This is a genomic window from Hymenobacter sp. CRA2, assembly GCF_002007105.1.
In the GTDB taxonomy this organism is placed as follows: Bacteria; Bacteroidota; Bacteroidia; order Cytophagales; family Hymenobacteraceae; genus Solirubrum.
On record NZ_MVBC01000025.1, the window covers coordinates 1 to 23,777 of the forward strand.

Genomic DNA, 23,777 nt, shown 5'->3' on the forward strand with positions numbered 1-23,777 from the left:
CAGGCCCGTACCCGTGAAGCACTGGAGGCGGCTATCCAAACCGCGGTTGAGTGGATTTCCAGCAAGGATGCCAAAGCCTGGTTCAACCATTGTGGTTATCATGTACATCGTTCATGAATCCGCTATATACAAATTGACTGCCCTTCTATTTCAGAGACTGATCTACATAAAGTAGCTTCTGTATTGGCCAAGCTGGAAAATTCCTCTTCGCAGTTTAATTTGATAAGCCAGCTTTCCTCTATGAATGAAGATCAGCTTGACAATCTGTCTGGCCTTCTTGATAAATGGAATATTGATGCTGCAAAAATTGTTTTGGATGAACTTGAATTTAGATTAAAGCTTTTAGAACAGCTCCGAATAAAGGTCGTAAAAGAAAGTACAGAAGAAGTCGGGGAGTTGCAACCTCTATTCCACAGGGGCCTCTGGATTTTTGGGCCCGAGTATGAAACTATTGAATATACATCGAATGAAACTATGACTTCTGTTATTCAAAAACTATTTGGAGGCAGCATGGACGGAACGAATATTAGGCCGGATTTTGCCATCTTGCCTGATGGTACCGTGGGGCTATATGCCTATCCTAAATATGATTCTAATGGAGGTGAAGCCGGTTTTGACCGGCTTACTATTGTTGAACTCAAGCGTCCAGGAGTGCCTATTGGAAAAGAAGAAAAAAACCAAGCCTGGAAATATGTGAAAGAACTTTTGGAAAAAGGATTAATTACTGACACCAACGTAACATGCTTCGTGTTAGGAGCAACGTTAGATAAATATGAATCAGGAGTAACAACAGAACACAATGGCTTAGTTACTATAATACCTATGACATATAATACTGTAGTTATGCGTGCGAAGAGTAGATTGCTAAAGCTGCATGAGAGAGTTAAAGGTGCTCCATTCTTGGCAGAGGTGAGAATGGATGAGTTTTTACTAGAAAAGGCTCAAACAGAGTTGGCATTGAAACAAGCAACAATAAAAAAGGCGCCATAACAGGCGCCTTTTTTATTGTTGCTATCTAGGTAAATGTTCTTTTATTATTGGTGTTTTGCCAAGGCATTCCGAGATTTTGCCTTGCTCAACTTTTGCGCAAACGTAAGGAAAGAACTTCCCCTTTTCCTCCTGATTATACACTTTGCGTAGAACAAAATCACATCCTTCAGGTACTGAGACTGTGCCCTTATCAATCATGATGTGATGTTGTTGACGTGTAGCAATTATTTCGTAGAAGCCATTACTGCCTTCGGGAAATGGAACCAAGGAGCCTATTTGCCATTCCATATTTTGCCGTGTTTCTTCCTTACGCGCTGCAAGCTTCGCAGGCGTCGGGGTTATCCAGGGAGCAGGCCATGGCGGCGGCTTGGTCGTACACCGGTTCCAGCGTTTCGGCGGCTTGCTTCTGCACGGTGAACTTGATGGCGTCGGCAGCGGCTTTGGTGCGCAGGTAGTACATGCCGGTCTTCAGGCCGCGCTTCCAGGCGTGGAAGTGCATCGAAGTCAGCTTGCCGAAGTTGGGGTTCTGCACGTGCAGGTTCAGGCTCTGGCTCTGGCAGATGTAAGCCCCGCGGTCGGCGGCCATGTCGATGATGGTGCGCTGCGAGATTTCCCAGACCGTCTTGTAGAGGTCCTTGATGTGCTGCGGAATGCTGGGAATGTTCTGCACCGAGCCGTTGGCGGCGATGATGTCCTGCTTCATCTGCTCGTTCCACAGGCCCAGCTTCACCAGGTCCTTGAGCAGGTGCTTGTTCACCACCATGAACTCCCCGCTGAGCACGCGGCGCACGTAGATGTTGGAGGTGTAGGGCTCAAACGACTCGTTGTTGCCCAGGATCTGCGCCGTCGAGGCGGTGGGCATGGGCGCCACCAGCAGCGAGTTGCGCACACCGTGCTCCATTACTTCGGCGCGCAGCGCGTCCCAGTCCCAGCGGCCCGACTCGGGCGTGACGCCCCACATGTCGAACTGGAACTGGCCCTTGCTCATGGGCGAGCCGGGGAAGGTCTCGTAGTGGCCGTCGCGCTTGGCGAGGTCCTTGGAGGCCGTCACGGCGGCGAAGTAGATGGTCTCGAAGATGTCCTTGTTCAGGCCGGCCGCCTCTTCGCTCTCGAAGGGCATGCGCAGCGCAATGAAGGTATCGGCCAGGCCCTGCACGCCCAGGCCGATGGGGCGGTGGCGCTTGTTGCTGCGCTCGGCCTCGGGCACGGGGTAGTAGTTGATGTCGATAACCTTGTTCAGGTTCTTGGTGGCGTGGTAGGTCACCTCGAACAGGCGCTGGTGGTCGAAGTAGGGCTTGCCGTCCTTCTCCGATACGTAGCGCGGCAGGGCCAGGGAGGCCAGGTTGCAGACGGCAATTTCGTCGGCATCCGTGTACTCCATAATCTCGGTGCACAGGTTCGAGGACTTGATGGTGCCCAGGTTCTGCTGGTTGGACTTGCGGTTGGCCGCGTCCTTAAACAGCATGTAGGGCGTGCCCGTCTCGGTCTGGCTTTCCAGGATGGCAAACCACAGGTCCTGCGCCTTGATGGTTTTGCGGCCGCGGCCTTCGCGCTCGTACTTCTGGTACAGGCGCTCGAAGTCCTCGCCCCAGCTCGTATCGAGGCCCGGGCACTCGTGGGGGCACATCAGCGTCCAGTCGCCGTTCTGCTCCACCCGCTTCATGAACAGGTCGTTGATCCAGAGGGCGTAGAACAGGTCGCGGGCGCGGTTTTCCTCCTTGCCGTGGTTTTTCTTCAGGTCCAGGAAGTCGATGATGTCGGCGTGCCAGGGCTCGATGTAGATGGCAAAGGCGCCCTTGCGCTTGCCGCCGCCCTGGTCTACGTAGCGGGCCGTGTCGTTGAACACTTTCAGCATGGGCACGAGGCCGTTGGAGGTGCCGTTGGTGCCCTTGATGTAGCTACCGGTGGCGCGCACGTTGTGCACGGCCAGCCCGATGCCGCCCGCCGATTGCGAAATCAGCGCGCAGTTCTTCAGCGTGTCGTAGATGCCCTCGATGCTGTCGTCCTTCATCGTCAGCAGGAAGCACGACGAGAGCTGCGGCTTGGGCGTGCCGGCGTTGAAGAGGGTAGGGGTAGCGTGGGTAAACCAGCGCTCCGACATCAGGTTGTAGGTCTCGATGGCCTGCTCGATGTCGTCCTTGTGAATGCCCACGGCCACGCGCATCAGCATGTGCTGGGGGCGTTCCACCACCTTGCCGTCGAGGCGCAGCAGGTAGGAGCGCTCCAGCGTCTTGAAGCCGAAGTAGTCGTAGTTGTAGTCCCGGTCGTAGATGATGGCCGAGTCGAGCTGGGCAGCGTGCTTGTGCACCACTTCCCACACGTCGCGGGCTACCAGCGAGGCGTTGTCGCCGTTTTTGGGGTCCTCGTAGGTGTAGAGTCGCTTCATCGTGGAGGAGAAGGACTTCGAGGTCACCTTGTGCAGGTTGCTCACCGCGATGCGGGCCGCGAGAATCGCGTAATCCGGGTGCTTGGTGGTGAGCGAGGCGGCGGTTTCGGCCGCCAGGTTATCGAGCTCCACGGTGGTCACGCCGTCGTAAATCCCGTCGATGACCTTTTTGGCCACTTCGATGGGGGAGACGAAGAGCATGTTCAGCCCGTAGCACAGTTTCTCGATGCGAGCCGTGACTTTATCGAACTTGACGGACTCGCGCCGGCCGTCGCGTTTAATTACCAGCATAGGCGGGATGAGGTTGGAGTAAAAAGGTTGGAGGTGTGTGGGTTGCGGCAGCGCGGGCTGGGCAGATGGGTCGGAGCCAAAGCTCCACCATTTCCTGCCCGGCCCGCGCCGTTACTGTCCGGAATATACTCGGCCGCGTTGTTTGCCTGAATCAGTTCAGAGCCGGAAAGTTTTCCACAATCGGTTCCCGCTACCGTGCGGGCCGATTTTTAGACGTTATCCACATAAGCCCGAAGGCCGCAAAACCGGCCAAAATCGGGTTGTTCGTTTCGGCCCGTTTTGCTAAGCTCGTTGGGCAGCTTCCCGGCGAACAGATACTCCTCCCGCCGAATGACGAAAGCCCGGCCGGACGACGGGCAAACAACCCACAAAAAAGCCCGCGGCCTGGGCCGCGGGCTTGCTGTATTCTGCCCCTCAGGCGCTACTTCTTGGGCGTGTACTCGAAGCCGAAGTTCTTGGCGTACTCGGCCAGCGGCCCCAGCCCCACCGCGGCCCGCCGCTCATCCACGTGCGCTTCGTCCTCGATGGGCGCAAACTCCGGCTTGCCCGTGCTGGGGTTGCCCACCACCTGGCTGCCGTAGATCTGCGACTTGCCGCGGCGCAGCAGCACGCGGTCCTGCAGCAGCGCGAAGTTGCCCGGGGCAATGTCGCCGCGGGCTGCCGCCTGCTTCAACACGTCGAAGTACTTCTCCTGCACCGCCAGGTCGGCGTGCTGGATGACCAGGAAGGCGGTGAGGCTGCCCATGCGGCCCACCAGGGCTTTGCCCGGCCAGCCGTACTGGTCGATGATTTCGGTGACGCGCTTGGTGTTGCGCTCGTCGATGGCGCGCATCTCGCTCATCAGCGCGTCCCACTGCGGCGACTTTTGCCCGAAATTCCGCTGCACCGAATCGATTTTGCCGCGCACGCCCTGGTCCGTGGCGTAGATTTCCTGCAGCTCCTTTTTCAGCGGCTGGTTCAGCTTGGCCTCGGCTTTAGCCACGGTGGCGTCCAGCTTTGCCAGCATCACCGGCCAGCGTTTATCGGTGCGCAGGCTGGTCAGGTCCGTGTCTTGCTTCACGTGGGCCACGTTGTCCCAGCCTGCTCCGGTGGCCCGATCCAAGTAGCGAAAGGCTTTGTCTTTGTCGCCGGCCAGGGCCCAGCTGCAAGCCGCGTTGTAGTAGTCGGTGCTGGTGGGCTTGCCGGCTTTGTCCTTGAAGGCCTGGTCGAATAGCTTGCCCGATTCGGCGTAGTTCTTGGCCGAGTAGGCACCCATGGCCTGCCGATTCAGGGCGCTGAAGGTGGCCTGGCAGTAGGCTAGTGGCGCAGTCAGCAGCAGCGCCGCGCCGAGGAGTAGGGCTTTGAGCATGGCAAAAGTGGTATAGGGGTTAGTGCATGTCCCAACGACGCCTCCTTAGCTATAGCGTTGCAAGCGCGCCGCCGATGGTCACAAAAAAGCCCGCGGCCGTTGGGGCGCGGGCTTTTCTGAGGTTGCTAACGAAGCTTAGTTAATCACCAGCTTCTCCGTAGCTACGGCCGTGGCCGTTTTCAGCGTCACCACATACACGCCCTTGCGCAGCTGACCGATGTCGAGGCGGTTTTGCTTGCCCGTCAGCGTGGTTTGCTGCACCAAGCGGCCGCTCAGGTCCCGGATGCTCAGCTGGCAGGTGCCGGCCGCGCCGGTTTCCACCATCAGGTAGTCATTGGCGGGATTGGGGTAGAGTTTCAGCAGGCCATCGGTCTGGGTTTTTACGCTGGTCACGGCCGCGCACGACTGGTTGAAGGCGTTGTCGAGGTAGGTCAGGCGGTGGCGCAGCCAGCCCGTCATGTAAGCCAGCTGCGTAGTGTCGTGCTGGTAGTCGCCCCAGGCCAGCTGTTCCCGGGCGTAGGCGTTGTTGGCGTTGAGGTAGTCGTACTCGGCCCGGAACTTGGCCATGATGTGCTGCTCGGTGATGACGCTGGCGCGCAGGGCGTTCCAGCGGGTCTGCAGCGCCTCGCGGAAGCCCCCCGCCGAGCAGTCCCGGGTCAGGCGGCTGTACATGCCGTTGGTTAGGATATCGTCCACGTTGCCGGTGTTGCCGCCGGTGTAGTCCGTGCCGAACACGCCGTCCAGGTCCCAGGGCACGTAGTAGTAGGGCTCGTTGCGCTTGTACTTGGCGATATAGATGTTCTTGCCGGTGTTGTCGGTGGCCCGCAGCAGGTTCAGGAACAGGTAATAGTCCACGGCGTTGCCGAGGTGGAACTGCTGCTTGTAGTTGGTCATAAAGTCGGCTTCGGTGCTGTTCTGCACGAAGCTGACGAAGGTGTAGAGGTTGGTCCAGTCGATTTGCTCCTCCGGGTGCTTGTACTCGAAGCCGCCCCAGGTTTCGCTGTTGTTGTCGACGGGCGGCAGGCCCGTGAAGGTGACGGCTCCGCCCCAGTCGCTGCCCTTGTACAGCTCCCCGAGGATGCCGTTGTTGTACTTCTTCAGCTTCAGCTGCTTGCGGTCCACCCGCTCGCTGAGGGCGTAGATGCCGCGGTACTCACCGTTGACGAACAGCTCCACGTACTCCATGGCAATGCCGTTTTTGGCATCAGGCTCCAGGTTTTTGTAGTAGATCTGGTGGATTTCCTGCCACAGCGCATTCGATACCTTGCTGCGGAAGCGCAGCGGCTCGTTGTACAGCGCCTGCAGGTTGTACTTGTTGTCGGTGCGCATACCCAGCAGCGTCACGTCGCGCGAGGCCGTGCCCACGGTGTCGTTCCAGAAGCTCAGCTCATACGACTTCTTGGGGAAGTTTTGGGAGTAACCGCCCCGGAACTCCACGCCCAGGTTTGACTGCACCTGCTGGCCCGAGGCCTCCACCAGCTGAAACTGCGCGTACACGCTGGGCGCATCCATGATGGTATAGCGCGTATCGATATGGGCTACGGGCAGCTGCGTAAAGAACAGCTTGTAGGCGGCATTGCCGCTGCGCACCTGGTAAGAGGAATCGGTGCGCAGCGTAGTGACGGGCTGGGCAAAGGTGTACACGCTGTCCAGCGCCAGGTGTCCTTTGCGGTCCGGGTTGCCATTAAGAGCGGTGATGCTCTGGTTGATTACGATAATCTTATTGGCCCGATCTACGTGGTAAAAACGCGGGGCAACGGTCAACGTGTCGCCGGCAAACGTGCTGCGCGCAGAAATAAATAGCAGCAGACAAAGCAAACAACTGACGTGATTAGTAATGGTTTTTCGCATGTGTAATTTGTGGATGATTATTATTCAGCGGTGAGCTACATTTAGCTGTTGAGGTTGCATGGCAGCCGAAAAAACGAGGCGCGCGAATCGGCGCCTGCCTTGCGTCCAGCAAGCAGCAGTACTCAGCGGGGCCTGAAAGGCAGGGAGGTTAGGGGCGCCAGCAGCGTTTACCAGCGGTATCGGCAGCGCTTATTGCCAAGGGCGACAGGTGCTGTGCCGCCGCACATCGGGGGGTATTATGAGAAAGAAATTTGAAGCGATATTTGGGAAAAACGTAATTGAGGTTTGCTCACAGCAGTGTAAATTAGAGGCTTAAATAGCCGTAGGTATTGCGTTTATCCGCCGTGTGCACAGAGTCGATTGCAGAAAGCCCGGATAACGCCACTGTGGGCGTTTGTAAAACGGGGCGCGAAATACGCATATAAAAAACAATAATGGGTGGAGTATAGTAGATATTCTTCATTCAATGCCATTTCTCGCCCCTTCAGTACCATGCTTGGTCTTTCCTGCCGCCGCTGGCAGCATACGTTTTGCTTCCTGCTGCTCTGCCTGGGCGGCCTCACTGTGCCCGCCGCGGCGCAGCGCTTTGCCGCCATCGGCGACTACGGCTATGCCGGGCCGGCCGAGCGTGACGTAGCCAACCTGGTCAAGAGCTGGGACCCGGAGTTTATCATCACCCTCGGCGACAACAACTACGAGCTGGGCGACTCCACTACTATCGACCAGAACGTGGGGCAGTACTACCACGAGTACATCGGCAACTACCACGGGCGCTACGGGCCCAGCGCCAGCACCAACCGCTTCTTCCCCGTTCCTGGCAACCACGACTACTACACCAACAACGGTGAGCCGTACCGCCGCTACTTCACCCTGCCCGGCAACGGCCGCTACTACGACTTTGTGCGCGACAACGTGCACTTCTTTGCCGTCAACAGCGACCCGCTGGAGCCCGATGGCATTACCGCTGGGTCGGTGCAGGGGCGTTGGCTGCAAGCTGCCCTGGCCGCCGCGCCCGAGCCGTGGAAAGTAGTATACCTGCACCACGCACCCTACTCCTCGGGCTGGCACGGCAACACCGCCGCCCTGCAGTGGCCCTTCAAGCAGTGGGGTGCTTCAGTAGTGCTGGCCGGCCACGACCACCACTACGAGCGGCTGGTCGTCGATGATTTCCCCTACTTCATCAACGGGCTCGGCGGGCGCAGCCTGTACCGCCTGCGCACGCCCCTGCCCGAAAGCAAGTTCAGCTTCACGGGCGAATACGGCGCGATGCTGCTCAACGCCAGCCCCGACAGCCTGACGCTGCAGTTCTTCACCCGCAACCGCACACTGATTGACCGCTACACCCTGTTTCGGGCGGGTAGCGCTACGCCCACGCTGTACCCGCTCTTCCCCAATCCAGTGCAGGAAACGGCCACGGTAGAGTTTTTTCTGCCCGCGGCCACCACCGTGGAACTGCGGGTGCTCAACGCACTAGGGCAGGAAATAGCCCGGCTGCGGGAGGGCGAGCAGGCCCCGGGCTGGCACCGCGCAAGCTGGCCCCGCAACGGCCTGGCCGCGGGCGTGTATTACGTGCAGCTGCGCGGCAGCGGCTTTGCGCGGGTAGTGCGGGCCGTGCTATTGTAAGCCTGCAGCGCTTACCGGCCGTATTGCCGCTTAACACCACGGGCGGGCCTGCTAGCAGGTCCGCCCGTGGTGTTAAGCGGCTAAAAGAAACACGAGGCTATTCCACCAGTAGGCGGCCCGCAGCGGTAGCTCCATTGGCGGCCACGGCCTGCACATGGTACACCCCCTGCGCCAGCCCGGCTACCGACAGCGGTAGCTCAGTGGCAGTAGCGGCGTAGGGTACAGTCTGCACCATGCGCCCTAGTGCGTCGCGGACGGTCAGGTGCCCGGCCTCACGGCCGGCCGGCAGCCGCACTGTGGCCAGTTGGCGGGCCGGGCTGGGGTACACTGCCAGCGGCGCCAGCTGCCGGCCCGACCGCGTACCAGTGGTAACACTGCTCAGCCGGGCAAAAAAGGTTTCTTGGTTGCCCCGGCTGGTCGGCATGGCGAGGTTGCCAAAGCCAATAAGTCCAGCCAGGGTGCCAGCCACGTAGAGCTGGCCCGCACTGTTGAGGGCCAATCCTTGCGGTGCGGGGTACACGGCGCCTACGTCGTTGCTCTGCTGCGTCCAGCGTACGGTGCCCTGGGGCGTAAACGAGAATACTGCCAGCGCCGGATTCAGCGTATTGTTGGTAGGCACCGCCGACACTGTGACCAGACCCATGCCCACGGCACGAAGAAAGCGGCTGCTGAAGTAGCTATTGCCAAACTCATCGATAGCAACGCTACCGGGGTAGCTCATGGTGCCCGTAGCAAGGTGGTGCCAGTCGGAGGTGCCCTGAGCTGTGAAATGCACCAGATAGGCTTTGAGGTAGTTGCCCACCACGGAGCCGTCCTCTACGAAGCCGCCTACGGCCACATTGCCGGCATTATCGATAGCCAGACTACGAGCGTTATCGAGGCCAAGGCTGCGTATGGACGTCGGCATAAGGCTTACCCAGGTAGGTGAGCCCCCCGCACTGTACTTGGCCGCAAAGCCGTCGAGGTTGTTGGGCGTGCCGCTTAGGGTAGTGCCGCCAATGGTCACGGGGCCTTCTATACCACCGGCCACGTAGGCATTGCCTGCCGCATCGGCAGCTAGGGCCCCGGCCCAGTCCTCGCCGGTTCCCCCTTCGCTGCGGGCCCAGACTAGCCCGGCCTGGGCGTTGTATTTGGCAATGAAAAAGTCTTGAGTGTTTCTGCTGCTGCCATCCGCCGTGGCGCCCAGTACGCTGGTCAGGGTGGTGCCGCCCATGTCCACAGTCCCAGTATAGGTCCCGGCTACCAGAATGTTGCCATTCCCATCCACGCCGAGACCCGCGGGGCTGCTGGTGTTGTAGCCACTGCTGGCACCGCTGCGGCCGATGGCCTGCAGCCAGACCGGATTACCCTGCGTGTCCAGTTTCGCCAGAAAGCTGCTCCCCAGGGGCTCGGTCAGCGTGCTCGTTCCCAAGGCCATGGTTGCCGCGAAGCTACCGGTCAGGTACACGTTGCCGGTCGCGTCCAGCGCCAGGGCCGTCACTCCTGCCGGCTGAGCCGCCTCCTGCACGTTGCGCGCCCACAGCAGCGTGCCGGCATCGTTGTATTTGGCCACATAAGCATTGGGCTCGGTCGAGGTAAGGGTGCTGCCCCCTAGTTCGATGGTGCCCTGATAGCTGTTGGTCACGTACACGTTGCCCGCGCCGTCGGTTTTGAGGGCGCCACCCGAATTGGTAGGCAGGGCCCTGGTGGTGGTGCTAGTGGTAGTAGTGCGGCGCACCTGTTGCCAAACAGGGCTGCTCTGCGCTTGGCTTAGTAGGGGCAATGCAGCGCTGGCGGCTAATAGTAGGGCACGACGGCTCAGGAGGGTAAAATCAGGCATACACAACGGGAAAAGAACAATAGATCGGCAGGTAATGATAAACAAAAAGCCCGGCGCTTGCACGCCGGGCTCGTCGTAATCAGGTAGTTGCCGCTTAAAAGTCCTCGTCGAGCGAGAAGACGTTCTGGTCGCGGTCCGACATCACGCCGGCTTTCTGGTACTCGGCCACGCGCTTCTCGAAGAAGTTGGTCTTGCCCTGCAGCGAAATCATCTCCATGAAGTCGAAGGGGTTCGAGGCATTGTAGATTTTGCGGTAGCCCAGCGAGACGAGCAGGCGGTCGGCCACAAACTCAATGTACTGCGACATAGCCTGCGCATTCATGCCAATGAGGTTCACCGGCAGCGCGTCGGTCACAAACTCCTGCTCGATGCTCACCGCGTCGCGGATGATGTCGTGCACGCGGCTCTCGGGCAGCTTGTTCTGCAGGTACCGCTCGTAGAGCAGGCAGGCGAAGTCGCAGTGCAGGCCTTCGTCACGGCTGATCAGCTCGTTGCTGAATGTGAGGCCCGGCATCAGGCCGCGCTTCTTCAGCCAGAAGATGGAGCAGAACGAGCCGGAGAAGAAGATGCCTTCTACGGCGGCAAAGGCAATCAGGCGCTCGGTGAAGTTCTCGGAGTTGATCCACTTCAGCGCCCACTGGCCCTTTTTGGTCACCGCCGGCACGGTCTCCAACGCGTTGAAGAGGTAATCCTTCTGCTTGGGGTCCTTGATGTAGGTATCAATCAGCAGCGAGTAGGTCTCTGAGTGGATGTTTTCCATCATCACCTGGAAGCCGTAGAAGCAGCGCGCCTCGGGCATCTGCACCTCCTGCATGAAGTTGACGGCCAGGTTCTCGTTCACGATGCCGTCGGAGGCGGCGAAGAAGGCCAGCACGTGCGAGATGAAGTGCCGCTCGTTGTCGTTGAGGTTGTCCCAGTCTTTCTGGTCCTGCGACAGGTCGATTTCCTCCGCCGTCCAGAAGGAGGCTTCAGCTTTCTTGTACATCTGCCACACGTCGTCGTTCTGAATCGGGAAGAGGACGAAGCGGTTGGGGTTTTCTACCAGGAGCGGTTCCATAGGCTGGCAACAGGGATGAAACGGTCGGGAAAAAGGGCCGGCAACTACGGCGGCTGGGCAAGCTAACCGCGGCTCCGGGCCTGTTGTTCGGCTTGGCCCATCGGCCCCCAATGGGAGCTGCTGCGGCCCGACCGAAGTTCAAAGATAGCCCGACCGGGCCGAGCCTCGCCGGTGTGTAGCGCTTTTTTCTCTGTTAATTTTTTGCTAAGCGGCTGAAACCAAGGAAGTGGCTGCCATATCGGGAAAAGCCAACGAATCTGCGAAAAAGCCAGCTAAGCGGAAAAGTTTTCCACATTCTGTCTGTTGACAATTCAAGTTGTCCACAAAAATACTATGCGCGTGCTGGCGTTACGGGTTCCTGCCCAATGCAAGCGGCGAGTGAAACTCAGGCGAGTACAAGAGGATTAACGCGTTAGGTTTGGTAATGTCAAAACCACCTCGTACTTTTGCCTTCCATTTTCAGAAAACCTGCGGAGAACCGATGTACGCAATCGTAGACATAGCCGGCAAGCAGACGAAAGTCGAAGCCAACAAATTTGTGTACGCCCACAAACTGGCCGGCAACGTCGGCGACGAGGTTGAGTTGGGCAATGTACTCTTGACCGACAACAACGGCACCCTGAGCGTGGGCGCCCCGTTCCTGTCCGACATCAAAGTGAAAGGCACCATCCTGGGCCACGTTCGTGGCGACAAGTTGATTGTCTTCAAGAAGAAGCGTCGTAAGGGCTACAAGAAGCTCAACACGCATCGTCAGGACTACACCAAAGTAATGATCAACAGCATCGGCTAAGGCCGGGTTGACAGTCTAACGTTGTCAGTTGTCAGTACCTTAGGGGTGCTGGTTGCACAAGCTGACAACTCGCAACTGACAACTGACAACTCTCTAAATACCATGGCACACAAGAAAGGCGTAGGTAGCTCCAACAACGGCCGCGAATCGCATTCCAAGCGTCTCGGCGTGAAACTTTACGGTGGCCAGGTGGCCATTGCTGGCAACGTAATCGTGCGTCAGCGCGGCACCAAGCACCACCCCGGCCAGAACGTGGGTATCGGCAAGGACCACACCCTGTTCGCACTGGTTGACGGCACGGTTCAGTTCCGCAAAGGCCGCAAAGACCGTTCGTTCGTGACGATTGTTCCGGCTGCTGCTACGGAAGAAGCTGCTGCTTAAGTAGCCTCGCTCTCGAAGCATCAAGAAAGCCCGCCTTACCGGCGGGCTTTTTTCGTTTGCACCGAGCGGACAGGTGCGGGTTGCTGCCGTCGGTACAGGCCGGTTTTAGTGCCCGGCCCAGCCGTCGGTGGTTTCAGTTAGATAGTAGAGTACCGGGCGGCTGGGGCTGGCATCGAGCTCCAGCATGGTCACTTGCAGGTTGAGCAAGTACAGGCCATCCGCAACGTCGTCGGGCACGAAGATGAGCTCGGTGATGGTGGCCCCGCGACGAATGTTGTCGGGGTACTGCCAAAAGGCATGGTGCGCGGCCAGCAAGCCGTTGTCCAGCTCCCGGTCGACGCTCGGCAAATCCAGCAGCAGGTGCTCAATGCCTTGCTCCGCGAGGTACTGCGCCAGCTCAGCGCTGATGTACGGCGGGTTCTGCCCCGAGTATTGGCGCGTACGTTTGGCCCCGGCGTTGGGCAAGGTGCGCAGCACAACGGCCTCGGGCGGCACCGGCGCAGCCTGTAGCAGCGGCAGCACGTCGGCCAGCTCCACCACTAGGTCGCCCCCCATCCGCGGGCGTGGGGCCACCGATACTACCCAGGCCACGAACAGGAACCGCTGCAAGCAGTTGGGTAAGGTAGCAGCCGGGTCAGGGCTGATGTGGCCGTAGCATTCCGTATGCGTGCCGTTGCCGTGGGGCGTCAGGTGCACGCGCTTGTAGTTGGTGCTGCCGCCTTCCGCCACCGAGCCCACGAAGTCGCCCACGCGAATTACATCGATTTCAACTGATTTGGCCCAAAAGCAATTGACCTGCTCGGGCCCGGGCTTCAGTGGTAAAGCTATATCGAGCGGGGCAACAGGATTGAAGCTGAACGAGCGGCCGTGGTACTGAAGAGTAGCAGTAAGCATGAAGCAAGAAGGCTGAAGCAGGCGCCGGTTGAGCTACCGAGCGGCGTAACCGGTGCTTAAAATAAAGCAGGCTGAAAACTGGCTTGGTGGTTGGTGCTGGTATCACTACGGTACCACCGGTGGCTCGGCAGTAAACTGCCCCGCCAGCTGGTTTAGGATGCGCGCAATTTCCTCGGCGCGGCTGTACACCATGAAGTGCGTGCCGCCCTCGATGAGGTACTCGACGCTGGCCGGGCCGGGCGGAAATACCCGGTCGCGGCTGCCCAGTATTTGCACCGACGGGCCGATGTCGCGGCTGTCCCACCGAAACAGGCTGCGCACGGCCCAGCGGGTGTAGCCCGGCTCCTGGTCCCACAGAATCTGGCGAAACAGTCGGTACTCCTCGCCCCCACCCACGCCGAAGTACCATTGCCCCAGGCGGGGCATAAACTTGAGCAGCTGCGGCGGCAGCCAGTTTTGCACGCCGGTAGCCCGCACCAGCTTTAGCAGCAGCGGTAACTGATCGGCGCCGGGGATGCTGGACACCAGAGCTACCAGAGCCAGGGGGCGCAGGCGGGCTATTTCCAGGGCGACGGTACCCCCAAATGATACGCCTACCAGCCAGCAACGCTCGTCCACCGGAACGCTTTCCGCCATGCGCTGGGCGTAGGCCGGTAAAGGTTCGTCGGGGTCGGCGGGGGCGAGCCACGGCAGGTAGTGCACAGTGCCGCGCAGCAGCGGGATGAGCCGTTGGAATACCCGCTCATCGGCGCCCAGGCCAGAAATCAGGTAGAAGACCGGTAGGACCGGGGCTGGTTGCGAATCAGGCATCGAGGCGGCGGAAAATGCCTTCCAGGTAGAAAACGTTGTCGGCCGCGGCGCGCTCTTCGCTGGCATCCTCATCGTCTTCGTCGAGGAATTCATCCTCGTCGGCGGGGTAGGTAAAGGAAAGCTTCAGTGCAATGCCGGGCAGCACGATGGCGTTTTGCTCGTCCTGGGTATATTCGAGCAGGCAGGGGCGGGGCGCCGTAGCCAGCGCATCGGCTACTTCCTCCTGCAGCTCACCGGCGCGCGGCCCGGCCTGGCGCAGCAGCAGATCAAGCTGGGCGAAGGGCAGGCCGAGGTGGAAGAAGTAGGTTTGGGCATCGAAAACGGTGGTGGCCCACAGGGTCACATCGTCAGTATTGTCGAACACGATGGCGCGAATGTGGATTTCCTCCACGAAAAAATCGGCTCCGTATTCGACGGCGTCAATCAGGCGTTGCATGCAGGGAAGGTAAGCGGGGATAGGTAACTGTACAAGCTACGCAAGTACCCGCCGAACGGTAACGCCCTATGACGGCTCCTGTCATAAGCAGCGGCAGCACCGGCTGTCATTGCGAGCAACGTGAAGCAACCGTAGAAGGGGGGACGTAGCCAATCCTTCCTTTCACGGCACCACCCGTCAAAACTTATCAACCGAAAAGAGCCCGCCCGAAACGGCAGATGCTGGTTTCGGGCGGGGCTGTTTATTGGTCGGCACATTGCATAGGACCGATTGGCTAACGCCTTCCTACGGTTGCTTCGGCTGCGCCTCGCAATGACAGCCAGTGTTACCGCTGCTGCTACGCCAGAAACAGCTCCAGCGTAATCTGGTCGGCCAGCAGCTTGCCCCGGTCGGTGAGGCGCAGCAGGTCGGACGTCACGTCGGCCCAGCCGTCGTGCTGGAGCTGCTGCAGGTAGGTGGCGCGCTGAGCGGCCAGGTCTACGCCGAGGTGCTGGCGCAGGTAGGCCAGGCTACAGCCGGCGGAGGTGCGCAGGCTGGTCATCAGGTACTCATTGGCGCGGTCGGTGGGGGAGAGGTCTTCGCGGGTGGCGGGTACCTCGTGGCGCTCCAGAATGCCCTGCACGTACTGCGCGTTGCTGGGCACGGTGTACTGCCGGCTCTGCCCGTCGAAGGAGTGGGCGCTGGGCCCGAGGCCGAGGTAGGGCACGCCCTGCCAGTAGCTGCTGTTGTGACGGGAGTAGCGGCCCGGCCGGGCGAAGTTGCTGATTTCGTACTGCTCGTAGCCGGCGGCGCGGCTGGCCTCGAGCAGCATCTCAAACTCCTGCGCCACGAATTCTTCGGGCGCGGAGCGAAACTGGCCTTTCTTCAGCCGCCGACCAAATACCGTTTGCGGCTCGATGGTGAGGGCGTAGCAGGATAAGTGCGGCACCTGCAGCGCCACGGCCTCCTGCAAATCGTGCTGCCAGATGCCGTGGTCACCAGCCGGGTTCGGCACGCCGTAGATCAGGTCGATGCTGAGGTTGTCAAAACCAGCATCCTGGGCTGCGCGCACCGAGCGGCGCGACTCCTCGCCCGAGTGGGCGCGGTTCATCAGGCGCAGGTGCGGCTCGTGGAAGCTCTGCAGACCGATGCTCAGGCGGTTGACCGGCGCAGATGCCAACTCGCGCAGCTTGGCGGCGCTGAGGTCGTCGGGGTTGGCTTCGAGGGTGATTTCCGCGTCCGGAGCTACGTCGAAGTACTGGTAGATGGCCTCGAACAGCTTCAGCAGCTCGGTCTCTGTCAGCAGGGAAGGCGTGCCGCCACCGAAGTAGATGGTGCTCAGGCCGGCGCCGCCGAGGTAGTCGTGGCGCAGCTCCAGCTCCCGCACCAGCGCCTGCACCACGTCGGCTTTGCGCCCCAGCGAGGTGCTAAAGTGAAAGTCGCAGTAATGGCAAGCTTGCTTGCAGAAGGGAATGTGGAGGTAAAGTCCGGCCATGAAGGGAGGGCGTAAGCTTGACTAGCGCGCCCGACGGCTTAGCTTGCGCCAGCGTCAGAACGATTTGAGCGGGCGGATTTGTTCACGCCTAGACGCTGCGCAGCCCGAGTTAGTCGGCTCGGGCAGAAAAGAAAACGGCTGCCGCCGCGTTTGAGCCTGCAAATGTATACCCGCGTCCTGCGCTTTTTGCTTCTGCTGATCGGGCTGATGGGCTGGCAGGCCGATTGGGTTCGGGCGCAGACCACCTCACCAGTGAGCACGCCTAACCTGCCCACCACCCAGGCCCCGCCGCTGCCGCCCCGCCCCAAAGCCCGCCCCGACTCCGCCCAGGCCGCCCGCAAGCTGCCCGCCGCGCGGCCCAAGATCATACGCCTGGAAACCGAAGCTACGGACGCGGCTCTGCTGCGGCGCTACCGGGTGCGTACTACCGCCGCCGATACCCTGGAAGCCGTACGCGCCGTGCGCCAGCTGCTATTGAGCCTGCAGGCCGACGCTTACCTCACGGCCTCGGCCGATGAGCTACGCTGGCGCGGCGACACGCTGGCCGTGCGCCTGTACGTGGGCGAGCAGTTTCGCTGGGCCCGGCTGCAGCGCGGCAACCTCACCGACGATGTGCTGGCCGGCACCGGCTTTCGGGAGCGGCTCTACGCCGAGCAGCTGTTTCAGCCCGCCGAGCTGGCCAAGCTGCAGCAGCGCGTACTCACCAATGCCGAAAACGAGGGCTTCCCCTTCGCGCAGGTGCGCCTGGATTCGGTGCAGCTGCACGGGGCCGACATCAGCGGCCGCCTCACCATCGACCGGGGGCCGGTGGTCGTGTTCGATTCCATTCAGGTCATTGGCAAGAGCAAAACCCGCAAGCGGTTCCTGCAGCGCTACCTGCAGATTGCTCCAGGGCAGCCCTACAGCCAACAGCGCGTCGACGATGCCGGGCGGCTGTTGCGCCAGCTGCCGTACGTGCAGCTACGTTCCGACCCAGAGGTACGCTTTTCGCGGGGCCGGGCCCGGGTGTACCTGCTGCTCGATGACCGCAACGCCAACCAGTTCGACGCCATCGTGGGGGTGCTGCCCAATACCAGCAACGGCGTCGGCCAGAAGCGCGTGCAGCTAACCGGCGACGTGACCCTGAACCTGCGCAACATCGGCGGCGGGGGCAAGCAGCTGGGCGTGCAGTGGCGCAAGGTGGATGCTGCCTCGCAGGTGCTCGACCTGGGCTACCAGCACCCCAATTTCTTCGGCACGCCCATCGACGTAGGCGCTACCTTCAACCTGTTCAAGCAGGACAGCCAGTTTCTGACGGTGCGGCCGCGCCTGCAGCTCAGCCACGTGAGCCCGCGCGCGGGCCGGGTGAGCGTGTTTGTGGAGCAGCGCAGCTCGCGCCTGCTGCCGCTGGAGGCCTACAAAACCCTACGCGTCCTGCCCGAAAACATCGACTACCGCTTCACCGCCTACGGCCTCGACCTCACCCGTACCACCCTCGACGACCCGCTGTTTCCGCGCCGCGGCACCTTGCTGATGGCCCAGGGCTCGGTGGGCACCAAGATTATTTCCCGCAACGCCAACATTGCCCCGGAGCTGTACGCCGGCGTGCCCCTGCGCACCACCCAGACCAGCCTAAACGGCCGCGCCGAGCAGTACTTGCGCGTCGGCAAGCAGGGAGTGCTGCTGCTGCGGGTGCGCGGCGAAGCCCTGCTCAACCAGCGCCTGTTTCTCAACGACCTGTTTCGCCTGGGCGGGCTGAGCACCTTGCGGGGCTTCAACGAGCTGCAGTTCTACGCCGCGCAGTACGGCATCGGCACGGTGGAGCTACGGCAGTTTACCGGACCAGAGGCTTACGTGTTCCTCTTTGCCGACCAGGCGTACCTGCGGCAGGGGCTGCCCGGCGCCCCCGGCGAAGACGCACCCACGGGCCTCGGGGCAGGCCTGAGCTTCCGCACCGGGGCGGGCCTGTTCCAGTTCGTGTACTCGGTGGGCCGCACCAACTCGCAGCCGTTTGCGTTCAGCGCCTCCAAGATTCACTTCGGCATCACCAGCCGGTTTTGACAGGTTTAGAGTTCGTGAGGGTAAGAGTTTGTGAGTTTTCGTTCTGCCAACTCCTAAACTCCTACCCTCAAGAACTCTTACCCTTTTTAACTCACAACCTATTCCACCACCGTGGTGGAGCTATCCACGGAGTAGCCGCTGCTGTCGGGCTTGGGCGCAGTGCTGTTACGCGTCGTCGGCGACTCAGTCGAAATCTGGTCGGTGTCGTGGTTGGTGTTACAGGCGGTGAGCGAGCCGGCCAGCAGTAGTAGCAGGCAGGTGACTAGGCGAAGAAGCAGGCGCATAGCAAAGCGAAAAGGTGACCTAAACTCATACGGCTGACGCCGCGTCAGGATGAATCCGAAAAATATTGAGCCTGATAATCAGCCTGAACGGGGTGGTTGATGCTTTTATGTAACCTATAAGGCTGCTAATCCGAAAAAGCCTATTACTTTTGCATTACCAAACAGTGCGGGGTGGAGCAGTTGGTAGCTCGTTGGGCTCATAACCCAAAGGTCACTGGTTCGAGTCCAGTCCCCGCTACCGAAAACGGCCCGGTTGTCTTCTGACAGCCGGGCCGTTGTGTTTTCAGCCTAGTACACAATTTCCGATAGCGGTAAGCAACTTACTCGCCGGGCGGGGCCAACTAAAGAATTGGTGCCAGTATGGATAGGCTTATTTGGTGATAGAGCCCTGAATAGGCTGCCGATATGCGTAAATTAATCTGTTGTATCCTAGCGGGTTGAGTGGATTTTATTTTAGGGCTAATACTTTTGTTTAAGGTATTTGTTGCTTGCTCGCGTCGTACCTTTGTACGTCCTGTGAGGAAGCTTTATGAAACTTGTACCTGCGTGGGTTAGCCTTTGGCTGTTGCTGCTTAGCGGCAACGTAGCCCTGGCCCAGCGAATAGTATTTTCCGGCAGAATTACCGAAGCTGCCACCGGTCAACCCGTCCCTTTCGCTTCGGTTTACGTGAAGGGTACCACCTTCGGAACCACTGCCGACGACGACGGCCGCTACGAACTGAAACTGTCCCAGCCCGTGGATTCGCTGACGGCCTCGGCTGTGGGCTACCGGCCGCGCAGCCGCAAGGTAAGCCGCACTGAGCCGCTGCAGACGGTGAACTTCCCGTTGCCTTCGGCGGCGCAGCAGCTGAGCGAGGTGGTGATTCGCTCCACCGAAAACCCCGCCTACGCCATCCTGCGCAAGGTGCAGCAGCACAAGAAGCTGCACGACAAGGGGCAGCTCGACGCGTTTGAGTTCGACAGCTACAACCGCATTGAGGTGTCGCTGTCGGATATCTCGGACCGGCTAGCGCGCCGTAAGGTTATCCGCGACATGACGGCCGTGGCCGATGGTGCCGGCGACCTGGCCCGCACGGCCAGCGGCAAGCCAACCGTGCCGCTTTTTGCCTCGGAGGTGATGTCGCGCTACTACGTGCGGCACCGGCCCAACCGCGAGCGGGAAGAAATCAAGCACTCACAGCTGCACGGCGTGGCCCCGCGCGACGGCACGCTGCTCTCGCAGGTGCTCGGTTCGTCGTTTCAGGATTACGACTTCTACCCGAACTGGCAGGTGGTGCTGGGCAAGGACTTCATCTCGCCCATTGCCGACGGCTGGCGCATCACCTACGACTACGACCTGGAAGACACGGTACAGATTGGGCAGGACCGCTGCTATCAGCTGAAGGTGTTTCCGCGCCGCACCCAGGATCTGGCCTTTACCGGCCGCATCTGGATTACAACGGGCTCCTACGCCCTGCGCCGCGTGGACCTGGAAGTAGACCCCAAGGCCAACATCAACTTCGTCGACCAGATTCGGGTGTACCAGGACCTGACGCCCTCCAGCGCCGGGCCGTGGCTGCCGCAGCGCACGCGCGTGGTAGTGGGCATGAAGCCGACCAAAAAGCAAACCGGCCTGCTGGTGCGCTTTACTACCGTCAACCGCAATTTCCTGGCCGGCGAGCCGCACGAGCTGCCGTTCTACGACCAGGCCTTCGCAGCCGATATCAACGCGCTGAAGACGCCGGCCAGCTTCTTCGAGCAGAACCGCCCCGATACGCTTTCGAGGCAGGAGCAGCGCACCATGGCCGTGCTCGACTCGGTGGGCAAGCTGCCCTCGGTGCGCAGCTTCCTGGAAATAGCCGACCTGGTGGTGAACGGCTACAAGGAGTTGGGCCCGCGCGGCCGCTTCGAGCTGGGCCCCATTCTGAGTACCTACACCTACAACAACGTGGAGGGCAGCCGTGTCCGGCTGGGCTTCCGCAGCACGCCGGAGCTGAGCCCGAACTGGCTGCTGCAGGGCTATACGGCCTACGGCACCCGCGACGGAGAATTCAAATACGGCTTGTCGGCCGACCGCATCCTGAACCGCGCCAACTGGACGGTGTTCAGCGCCAAGTACAGCCACGACATCGACCTGGTGGCCTTGCTCGACAACGACCTGGCGCTGGAAAGCCCGCTGTTTGAGGCTGCCGCCCGCTTCGGCAACATCAAGCCAGGCCTGCCGCTGTGGCGCGACATGACGTCGGTAACGGCGCAGTCGGACCTGTTTCACAACTTCACCCAGAAGATTACCCTGCGCCACCAGCGCTTCGACCCGCTGTACAACTTTGAGTACTACACCGGGCCTGACCACCGGCTGGGCGCGCCTACGGCCCAGAACTTCAACCTCTCGGAGGTGATTTTTGAGTCGCGCTACGCCCCGGACGAGGTGCTGATTCAGAACAAAAACCGCCGCTACGCAGTGGGGCTGATGAAGTGGCCGGTATTTACGTTCCGCTACACCCTGGGCGTGCCCGATGTGCTGAGCAGCGACTTCAAGTACCACAAGTTCAACTTCTCGATGACCCAGAGCGTGCAGCTCGGGCAGCTGGGCCGCACGGAATACATCCTCGACGCGGGCTACATTCCGAGCACGGTGCCTTACCCGGTGCTCAAGTCGCACCTGGGCAACGAGTCGCCCATCTACACCTCCAATGCCTACAACCTGATGAACTACTTCGAGTTCGTCAGCGACCGGTACGCTTCGCTGCACGTGGAGCATTACTTCGAGGGGCTGTTCATCAACGCGGTGCCGCTGCTCAAGAAGCTCGACTGGCGCCTGGTGGCTTCGGGCAACGTGCTCTACGGCGCGGTAAGCAAGGCCAACCAGAACACAACGCCGGCCTACGACGCCAGCGGGCTGCCCTTGCCCACGTTCCGGCCGCTGACGCCGGGCACGCCCTACGTGGAAGTGGGCTACGGCGTAGAAAACATCCTCAAGTTTATCCGCGTCGACTTCCTGCACCGCCTCACCTACCGCAGTCTGCCCGATGTGAAGACCTTCGGCGTGAAAGTGTGCGCGCAGTTTAAGCTCTAACGCATTTGGCTGATTGCCCAACGCACAACGCCGCCCCGGTCAGCCGGGGCGGCGTTGTGCGTTGGGCGGGGTGTTTTCCGGGCAAAGCCGCCGCGCAGAGTAACCCCACGGCCGGGTTCGGGGTACATCATCGGCACGGCGCCCAACCATACGCGGGTGCCCCTGGCCCCTATGAGCAACCGCCATACCTACGACCTCGGCGTCATCGGCAACTGCGCCTACCTGGCTTTGATCCGGCAAGACACCAGCCTGCAGTGGCTGTGCTGGCCCCGCTTCGACAGCGGCTTCGTCTTCGGCGGGCTGCTCGACGACGAGCAGGGCGGCGAATTTACGCTGCTGCCGCCCGAGCCCGAGTTTCGCACCCGGCAGTATTATATCGACAACACCAACGTGCTCTGCACCGAAGTGGAAACGGCGCAGGGCCGCTACCGCGTCACCGACTTTGCCCCGCGTTTCGAGCAGTACGAGCGGTACTACAAGCCGCTGATGCTCATTCGGAAGCTGGAGCCGCTGGCCGGTACCCCGCGGGTGCGCGCCGTGTGCCGCCCCACCGGCGACTATGGCCGCCAGCCGCTCACGCCGCGCCGCTCCTCCAACCACATTGCCTTCCTGGGCCTACCCGAAGAAATACGCCTGACCACCAACGTGCCGCTGAGCTATCTGCTCGACGGGGAGGACTTTGCCTTGTCGGAAACCAAGTATTTGGTGCTGACCTACGGCGCGCCGCTGGAAGCCCCGCTGGAAATCACCTGCGAGCAGTTTTTGCGCCGTACGGTGCAGTACTGGCGGCAGTGGGTGAAGAGCACCAGCATCAGCAACGTGTTCCAGACGGAGGTTATCCGCTCGGCGCTGGCCCTGAAAGTGCACCAATACGAAGACACCGGCGCCATCATCGCGGCCAGCACTACTTCCTTGCCCGAAGCGCCCGGCAGCACCCGCAACTGGGACTACCGCTTCTGCTGGATGCGCGACACTTACTACATCCTCACGGCCTTCAACAACATCGGCCACTTCGAGGAAATGGAGCAGTACTTCCACTTCATTGCCAACATCTCCACCAAGGTGCGCGACAAGTACCAGCCACTGTACTCCATCAGCGGGGCGTCGGAGCTGGTGGAGCAGGAGCTGACGCACCTGCGCGGCTACCTTGGTAACCAGCCCGTACGCATCGGCAACGACGCCTACACCCACATCCAGAACGACGTGTACGGGCAGGTGCTGGTGGCTCTGCTGCCGCTGTACGTAGACAGGCGCTTCACCGCCCTGGAGCGGGCGCACTCCGAAAAGCTGATGTACGAGGCGCTGCACTTCATCGAGCGGACTATGGACCAGCCCGACGCCGGCCTGTGGGAGTTCCGCAATCTGGCCCAGTATCACTGCTACACTTACCTCTTCCACTGGGCCGGGGCCAATGCCGCCTGCAAAGTGGCCACCCGCCTGGGCAACGCCGACATGGACGACCTGGCGCAGCGCCTGGTGCGGCAGGCCCGCGAGAAAATCGAGGCCTGCTACGACCCGCAGCGTGGCTGCTACACCAACGCCATCGGCTCGCCCCACCTCGACGCCAGCGGCCTGCAGCTCATCCTGATGGGCTACCTCGACCAAAACTCCGAGCGCGCCCGCACTCACCTACAGGCCCTGGAAGCCGAGCTGATGACGTCCGAAGGCCTCTTTTACCGCTACCGCCACGCCGACGACTTCGGCACGCCCGAAACCACCTTCCTTATCTGTACCTTCTGGTACATCGAAGCCCTGGCCTGTGTGGGCCGCACCGACGATGCCGTGGCCGCGCTGAACCGCATCCTGCAGTACACCAATCACCTCGGCCTGCTTTCTGAGGATGTGGACGCGCGCACCGGCTCGCAGTGGGGCAACTTCCCGCAGGCCTACAGCCACGTAGGCCTGGTGAATGCCGCTTACCGCATTGCCAAGCGCCTCGACCGGCCGGTGTTTCTGTAATCAACGCCAGTGGGCGGCCGTGGCCGGAAACAGCAAAACGTTTCCCAACTGGACGCGGCCGCCTTTGGGATGCACAAAAGCCCTTCGCGACTACTCGTGGAGGGCTTTTCAAGTTGTAAATGTGCTTCGCGAGTAGCAGCGGGGTATTTTATCGATTATAAAAGGGCTTCGCTGCTACTCATGGCGGGCTTCCGCAGATATACAAAGCCCGCCGCGACTACTCGTGATGGATTTCTTCGCGTGCAAAAGCCCGCCGCGGGTAGCAGCGGGCTTTTGCGCTCGGGGATGA

17 protein-coding genes and 1 tRNA gene are annotated in these 23,777 nt (G+C 60.7%); 8 read left to right on the top strand and 10 right to left on the bottom strand.

Features of this window, described 5'->3' with window-relative positions:
• Positions 1-183 precede the first annotated feature (183 nt).
• Positions 184-990 carry a hypothetical protein gene (locus B0919_RS24965; RefSeq protein WP_176133202.1) on the top strand — a complete coding sequence of 269 codons (807 nt, stop codon included), beginning with the start codon at positions 184-186 and terminating at the stop codon, positions 988-990.
• 307 nt (positions 991-1,297) lie between these two features.
• Here the strand turns inward: B0919_RS24965 and B0919_RS23785 are convergent, their stop codons facing one another.
• The 3 genes from B0919_RS23785 to B0919_RS23795 all read right to left on the bottom strand — a co-directional run bounded on the left by B0919_RS23785 (position 1,298) and on the right by B0919_RS23795 (position 6,779).
• The gene (locus B0919_RS23785) at positions 1,298-3,667 is read right to left on the bottom strand and encodes a ribonucleoside-diphosphate reductase subunit alpha (RefSeq protein ID WP_078014810.1); all 2,370 of its coding nucleotides are present in this window, start codon (positions 3,665-3,667) and stop codon (positions 1,298-1,300) included.
• 421 nt (positions 3,668-4,088) lie between these two features.
• On the bottom strand, positions 4,089-5,015 hold the full coding sequence (locus B0919_RS23790; RefSeq protein WP_078014811.1) for a DUF6624 domain-containing protein: 927 nt from the start codon (positions 5,013-5,015) through the stop codon (positions 4,089-4,091).
• Positions 5,016-5,150: 135 nt separating this feature from the next.
• Positions 5,151-6,779, bottom strand: coding sequence for a CotH kinase family protein (locus B0919_RS23795; RefSeq protein WP_176133203.1), 1,629 nt, complete (start codon positions 6,777-6,779; stop codon positions 5,151-5,153).
• Positions 6,780-7,358: 579 nt separating this feature from the next.
• Between B0919_RS23795 and B0919_RS23800 the strand changes: the two genes are divergently transcribed.
• Positions 7,359-8,489, top strand: a complete 1,131-nt coding sequence (locus tag B0919_RS23800) for a metallophosphoesterase (RefSeq protein ID WP_078014813.1) — start codon at positions 7,359-7,361, stop codon at positions 8,487-8,489.
• Positions 8,490-8,586: 97 nt separating this feature from the next.
• On the opposite strand, the gene B0919_RS23805 is transcribed toward B0919_RS23800, so the two are convergent.
• Both B0919_RS23805 and B0919_RS23810 read right to left on the bottom strand, forming a co-directional pair.
• Positions 8,587-10,308, bottom strand: a complete 1,722-nt coding sequence (locus B0919_RS23805; protein WP_139362360.1) for a hypothetical protein — start codon at positions 10,306-10,308, stop codon at positions 8,587-8,589.
• Between the two features lie 94 nt (positions 10,309-10,402).
• Positions 10,403-11,365 (bottom strand): ribonucleoside-diphosphate reductase small subunit, encoded by a 963-nt coding sequence (locus B0919_RS23810; RefSeq protein WP_078014815.1) that lies wholly within the window; start codon positions 11,363-11,365, stop codon positions 10,403-10,405.
• A gap of 481 nt (positions 11,366-11,846) precedes the next feature.
• Here B0919_RS23810 and rplU point away from each other — a divergent pair, with 481 nt between their 5' ends.
• Complete coding sequence (rplU, locus tag B0919_RS23815; RefSeq protein ID WP_078014816.1) at positions 11,847-12,155, top strand: 50S ribosomal protein L21; 309 nt, start codon at positions 11,847-11,849, stop codon at positions 12,153-12,155.
• Positions 12,156-12,257: 102 nt separating this feature from the next.
• On the top strand, positions 12,258-12,536 hold the full coding sequence (rpmA, locus tag B0919_RS23820; RefSeq protein ID WP_078014817.1) for a 50S ribosomal protein L27: 279 nt from the start codon (positions 12,258-12,260) through the stop codon (positions 12,534-12,536).
• Positions 12,537-12,641: 105 nt separating this feature from the next.
• Here rpmA and B0919_RS23825 read toward each other — a convergent pair whose 3' ends face one another.
• From B0919_RS23825 to hemW, 4 genes are all read right to left on the bottom strand, one after another.
• Positions 12,642-13,430 carry a cyclase family protein gene (locus B0919_RS23825; RefSeq protein ID WP_078014818.1) on the bottom strand — a complete coding sequence of 263 codons (789 nt, stop codon included), beginning with the start codon at positions 13,428-13,430 and terminating at the stop codon, positions 12,642-12,644.
• Between the two features lie 105 nt (positions 13,431-13,535).
• A complete protein-coding gene (locus B0919_RS23830) occupies positions 13,536-14,240 on the bottom strand; it encodes an alpha/beta fold hydrolase (RefSeq protein WP_078014819.1) in 705 nt (234 codons plus the stop codon).
• Positions 14,233-14,676 (bottom strand): hypothetical protein, encoded by a 444-nt coding sequence (locus tag B0919_RS23835; protein ID WP_078014820.1) that lies wholly within the window; start codon positions 14,674-14,676, stop codon positions 14,233-14,235. The genes B0919_RS23830 and B0919_RS23835 overlap by 8 nt, the downstream gene beginning before the upstream one ends.
• 337 nt (positions 14,677-15,013) lie before the next feature.
• Positions 15,014-16,150, bottom strand: coding sequence for a radical SAM family heme chaperone HemW (gene hemW, locus B0919_RS23840; protein ID WP_078014821.1), 1,137 nt, complete (start codon positions 16,148-16,150; stop codon positions 15,014-15,016).
• 162 nt (positions 16,151-16,312) lie between these two features.
• Here hemW and B0919_RS23845 point away from each other — a divergent pair, with 162 nt between their 5' ends.
• Complete coding sequence (locus tag B0919_RS23845) at positions 16,313-18,190, top strand: BamA/TamA family outer membrane protein (RefSeq protein WP_139362361.1); 1,878 nt, start codon at positions 16,313-16,315, stop codon at positions 18,188-18,190.
• A 98-nt stretch (positions 18,191-18,288) separates the two neighbouring features.
• Here B0919_RS23845 and B0919_RS23850 read toward each other — a convergent pair whose 3' ends face one another.
• Entirely contained in the window at positions 18,289-18,474 is a 186-nt protein-coding gene (locus B0919_RS23850) for a hypothetical protein (protein WP_078014823.1), read from the bottom strand.
• A 165-nt stretch (positions 18,475-18,639) separates the two neighbouring features.
• Between B0919_RS23850 and B0919_RS23855 the strand changes: the two genes are divergently transcribed.
• The 3 genes from B0919_RS23855 to B0919_RS23865 all read left to right on the top strand — a co-directional run bounded on the left by B0919_RS23855 (position 18,640) and on the right by B0919_RS23865 (position 23,488).
• Positions 18,640-18,712 (top strand) — tRNA-Met (locus tag B0919_RS23855).
• A gap of 291 nt (positions 18,713-19,003) precedes the next feature.
• Positions 19,004-21,529, top strand: a complete 2,526-nt coding sequence (locus B0919_RS23860) for a DUF5686 and carboxypeptidase-like regulatory domain-containing protein (RefSeq protein ID WP_078014824.1) — start codon at positions 19,004-19,006, stop codon at positions 21,527-21,529.
• 171 nt (positions 21,530-21,700) lie between these two features.
• Positions 21,701-23,488 carry a glycoside hydrolase family 15 protein gene (locus B0919_RS23865; RefSeq protein WP_078014825.1) on the top strand — a complete coding sequence of 596 codons (1,788 nt, stop codon included), beginning with the start codon at positions 21,701-21,703 and terminating at the stop codon, positions 23,486-23,488.
• The last annotated feature ends 289 nt before the right edge of the window (positions 23,489-23,777 follow it).

Excerpts from the sequence above, each read along its gene's own strand:
- B0919_RS23785 (WP_078014810.1), bottom strand. The coding sequence starts at position 3,667 with ATGCTGGTAATTAAACGCGACGGCCGGCGCGAGTCCGTCAAGTTCGAT.
- B0919_RS23790 (WP_078014811.1), bottom strand. The coding sequence starts at position 5,015 with ATGCTCAAAGCCCTACTCCTCGGCGCGGCGCTGCTGCTGACTGCGCCA.
- B0919_RS23800 (WP_078014813.1), top strand. The coding sequence starts at position 7,359 with ATGCTTGGTCTTTCCTGCCGCCGCTGGCAGCATACGTTTTGCTTCCTG.
- B0919_RS23805 (WP_139362360.1), bottom strand. The coding sequence starts at position 10,308 with ATGCCTGATTTTACCCTCCTGAGCCGTCGTGCCCTACTATTAGCCGCC.
- B0919_RS23810 (WP_078014815.1), bottom strand. The coding sequence starts at position 11,365 with ATGGAACCGCTCCTGGTAGAAAACCCCAACCGCTTCGTCCTCTTCCCG.
- rplU (WP_078014816.1), top strand. The coding sequence starts at position 11,847 with ATGTACGCAATCGTAGACATAGCCGGCAAGCAGACGAAAGTCGAAGCC.
- rpmA (WP_078014817.1), top strand. The coding sequence starts at position 12,258 with ATGGCACACAAGAAAGGCGTAGGTAGCTCCAACAACGGCCGCGAATCG.
- B0919_RS23825 (WP_078014818.1), bottom strand. The coding sequence starts at position 13,430 with ATGCTTACTGCTACTCTTCAGTACCACGGCCGCTCGTTCAGCTTCAAT.
- B0919_RS23830 (WP_078014819.1), bottom strand. The coding sequence starts at position 14,240 with ATGCCTGATTCGCAACCAGCCCCGGTCCTACCGGTCTTCTACCTGATT.
- B0919_RS23835 (WP_078014820.1), bottom strand. The coding sequence starts at position 14,676 with ATGCAACGCCTGATTGACGCCGTCGAATACGGAGCCGATTTTTTCGTG.
- hemW (WP_078014821.1), bottom strand. The coding sequence starts at position 16,150 with ATGGCCGGACTTTACCTCCACATTCCCTTCTGCAAGCAAGCTTGCCAT.
- B0919_RS23845 (WP_139362361.1), top strand. The coding sequence starts at position 16,313 with ATGTATACCCGCGTCCTGCGCTTTTTGCTTCTGCTGATCGGGCTGATG.
- B0919_RS23850 (WP_078014823.1), bottom strand. The coding sequence starts at position 18,474 with ATGCGCCTGCTTCTTCGCCTAGTCACCTGCCTGCTACTACTGCTGGCC.
- B0919_RS23860 (WP_078014824.1), top strand. The coding sequence starts at position 19,004 with ATGAAACTTGTACCTGCGTGGGTTAGCCTTTGGCTGTTGCTGCTTAGC.
- B0919_RS23865 (WP_078014825.1), top strand. The coding sequence starts at position 21,701 with ATGAGCAACCGCCATACCTACGACCTCGGCGTCATCGGCAACTGCGCC.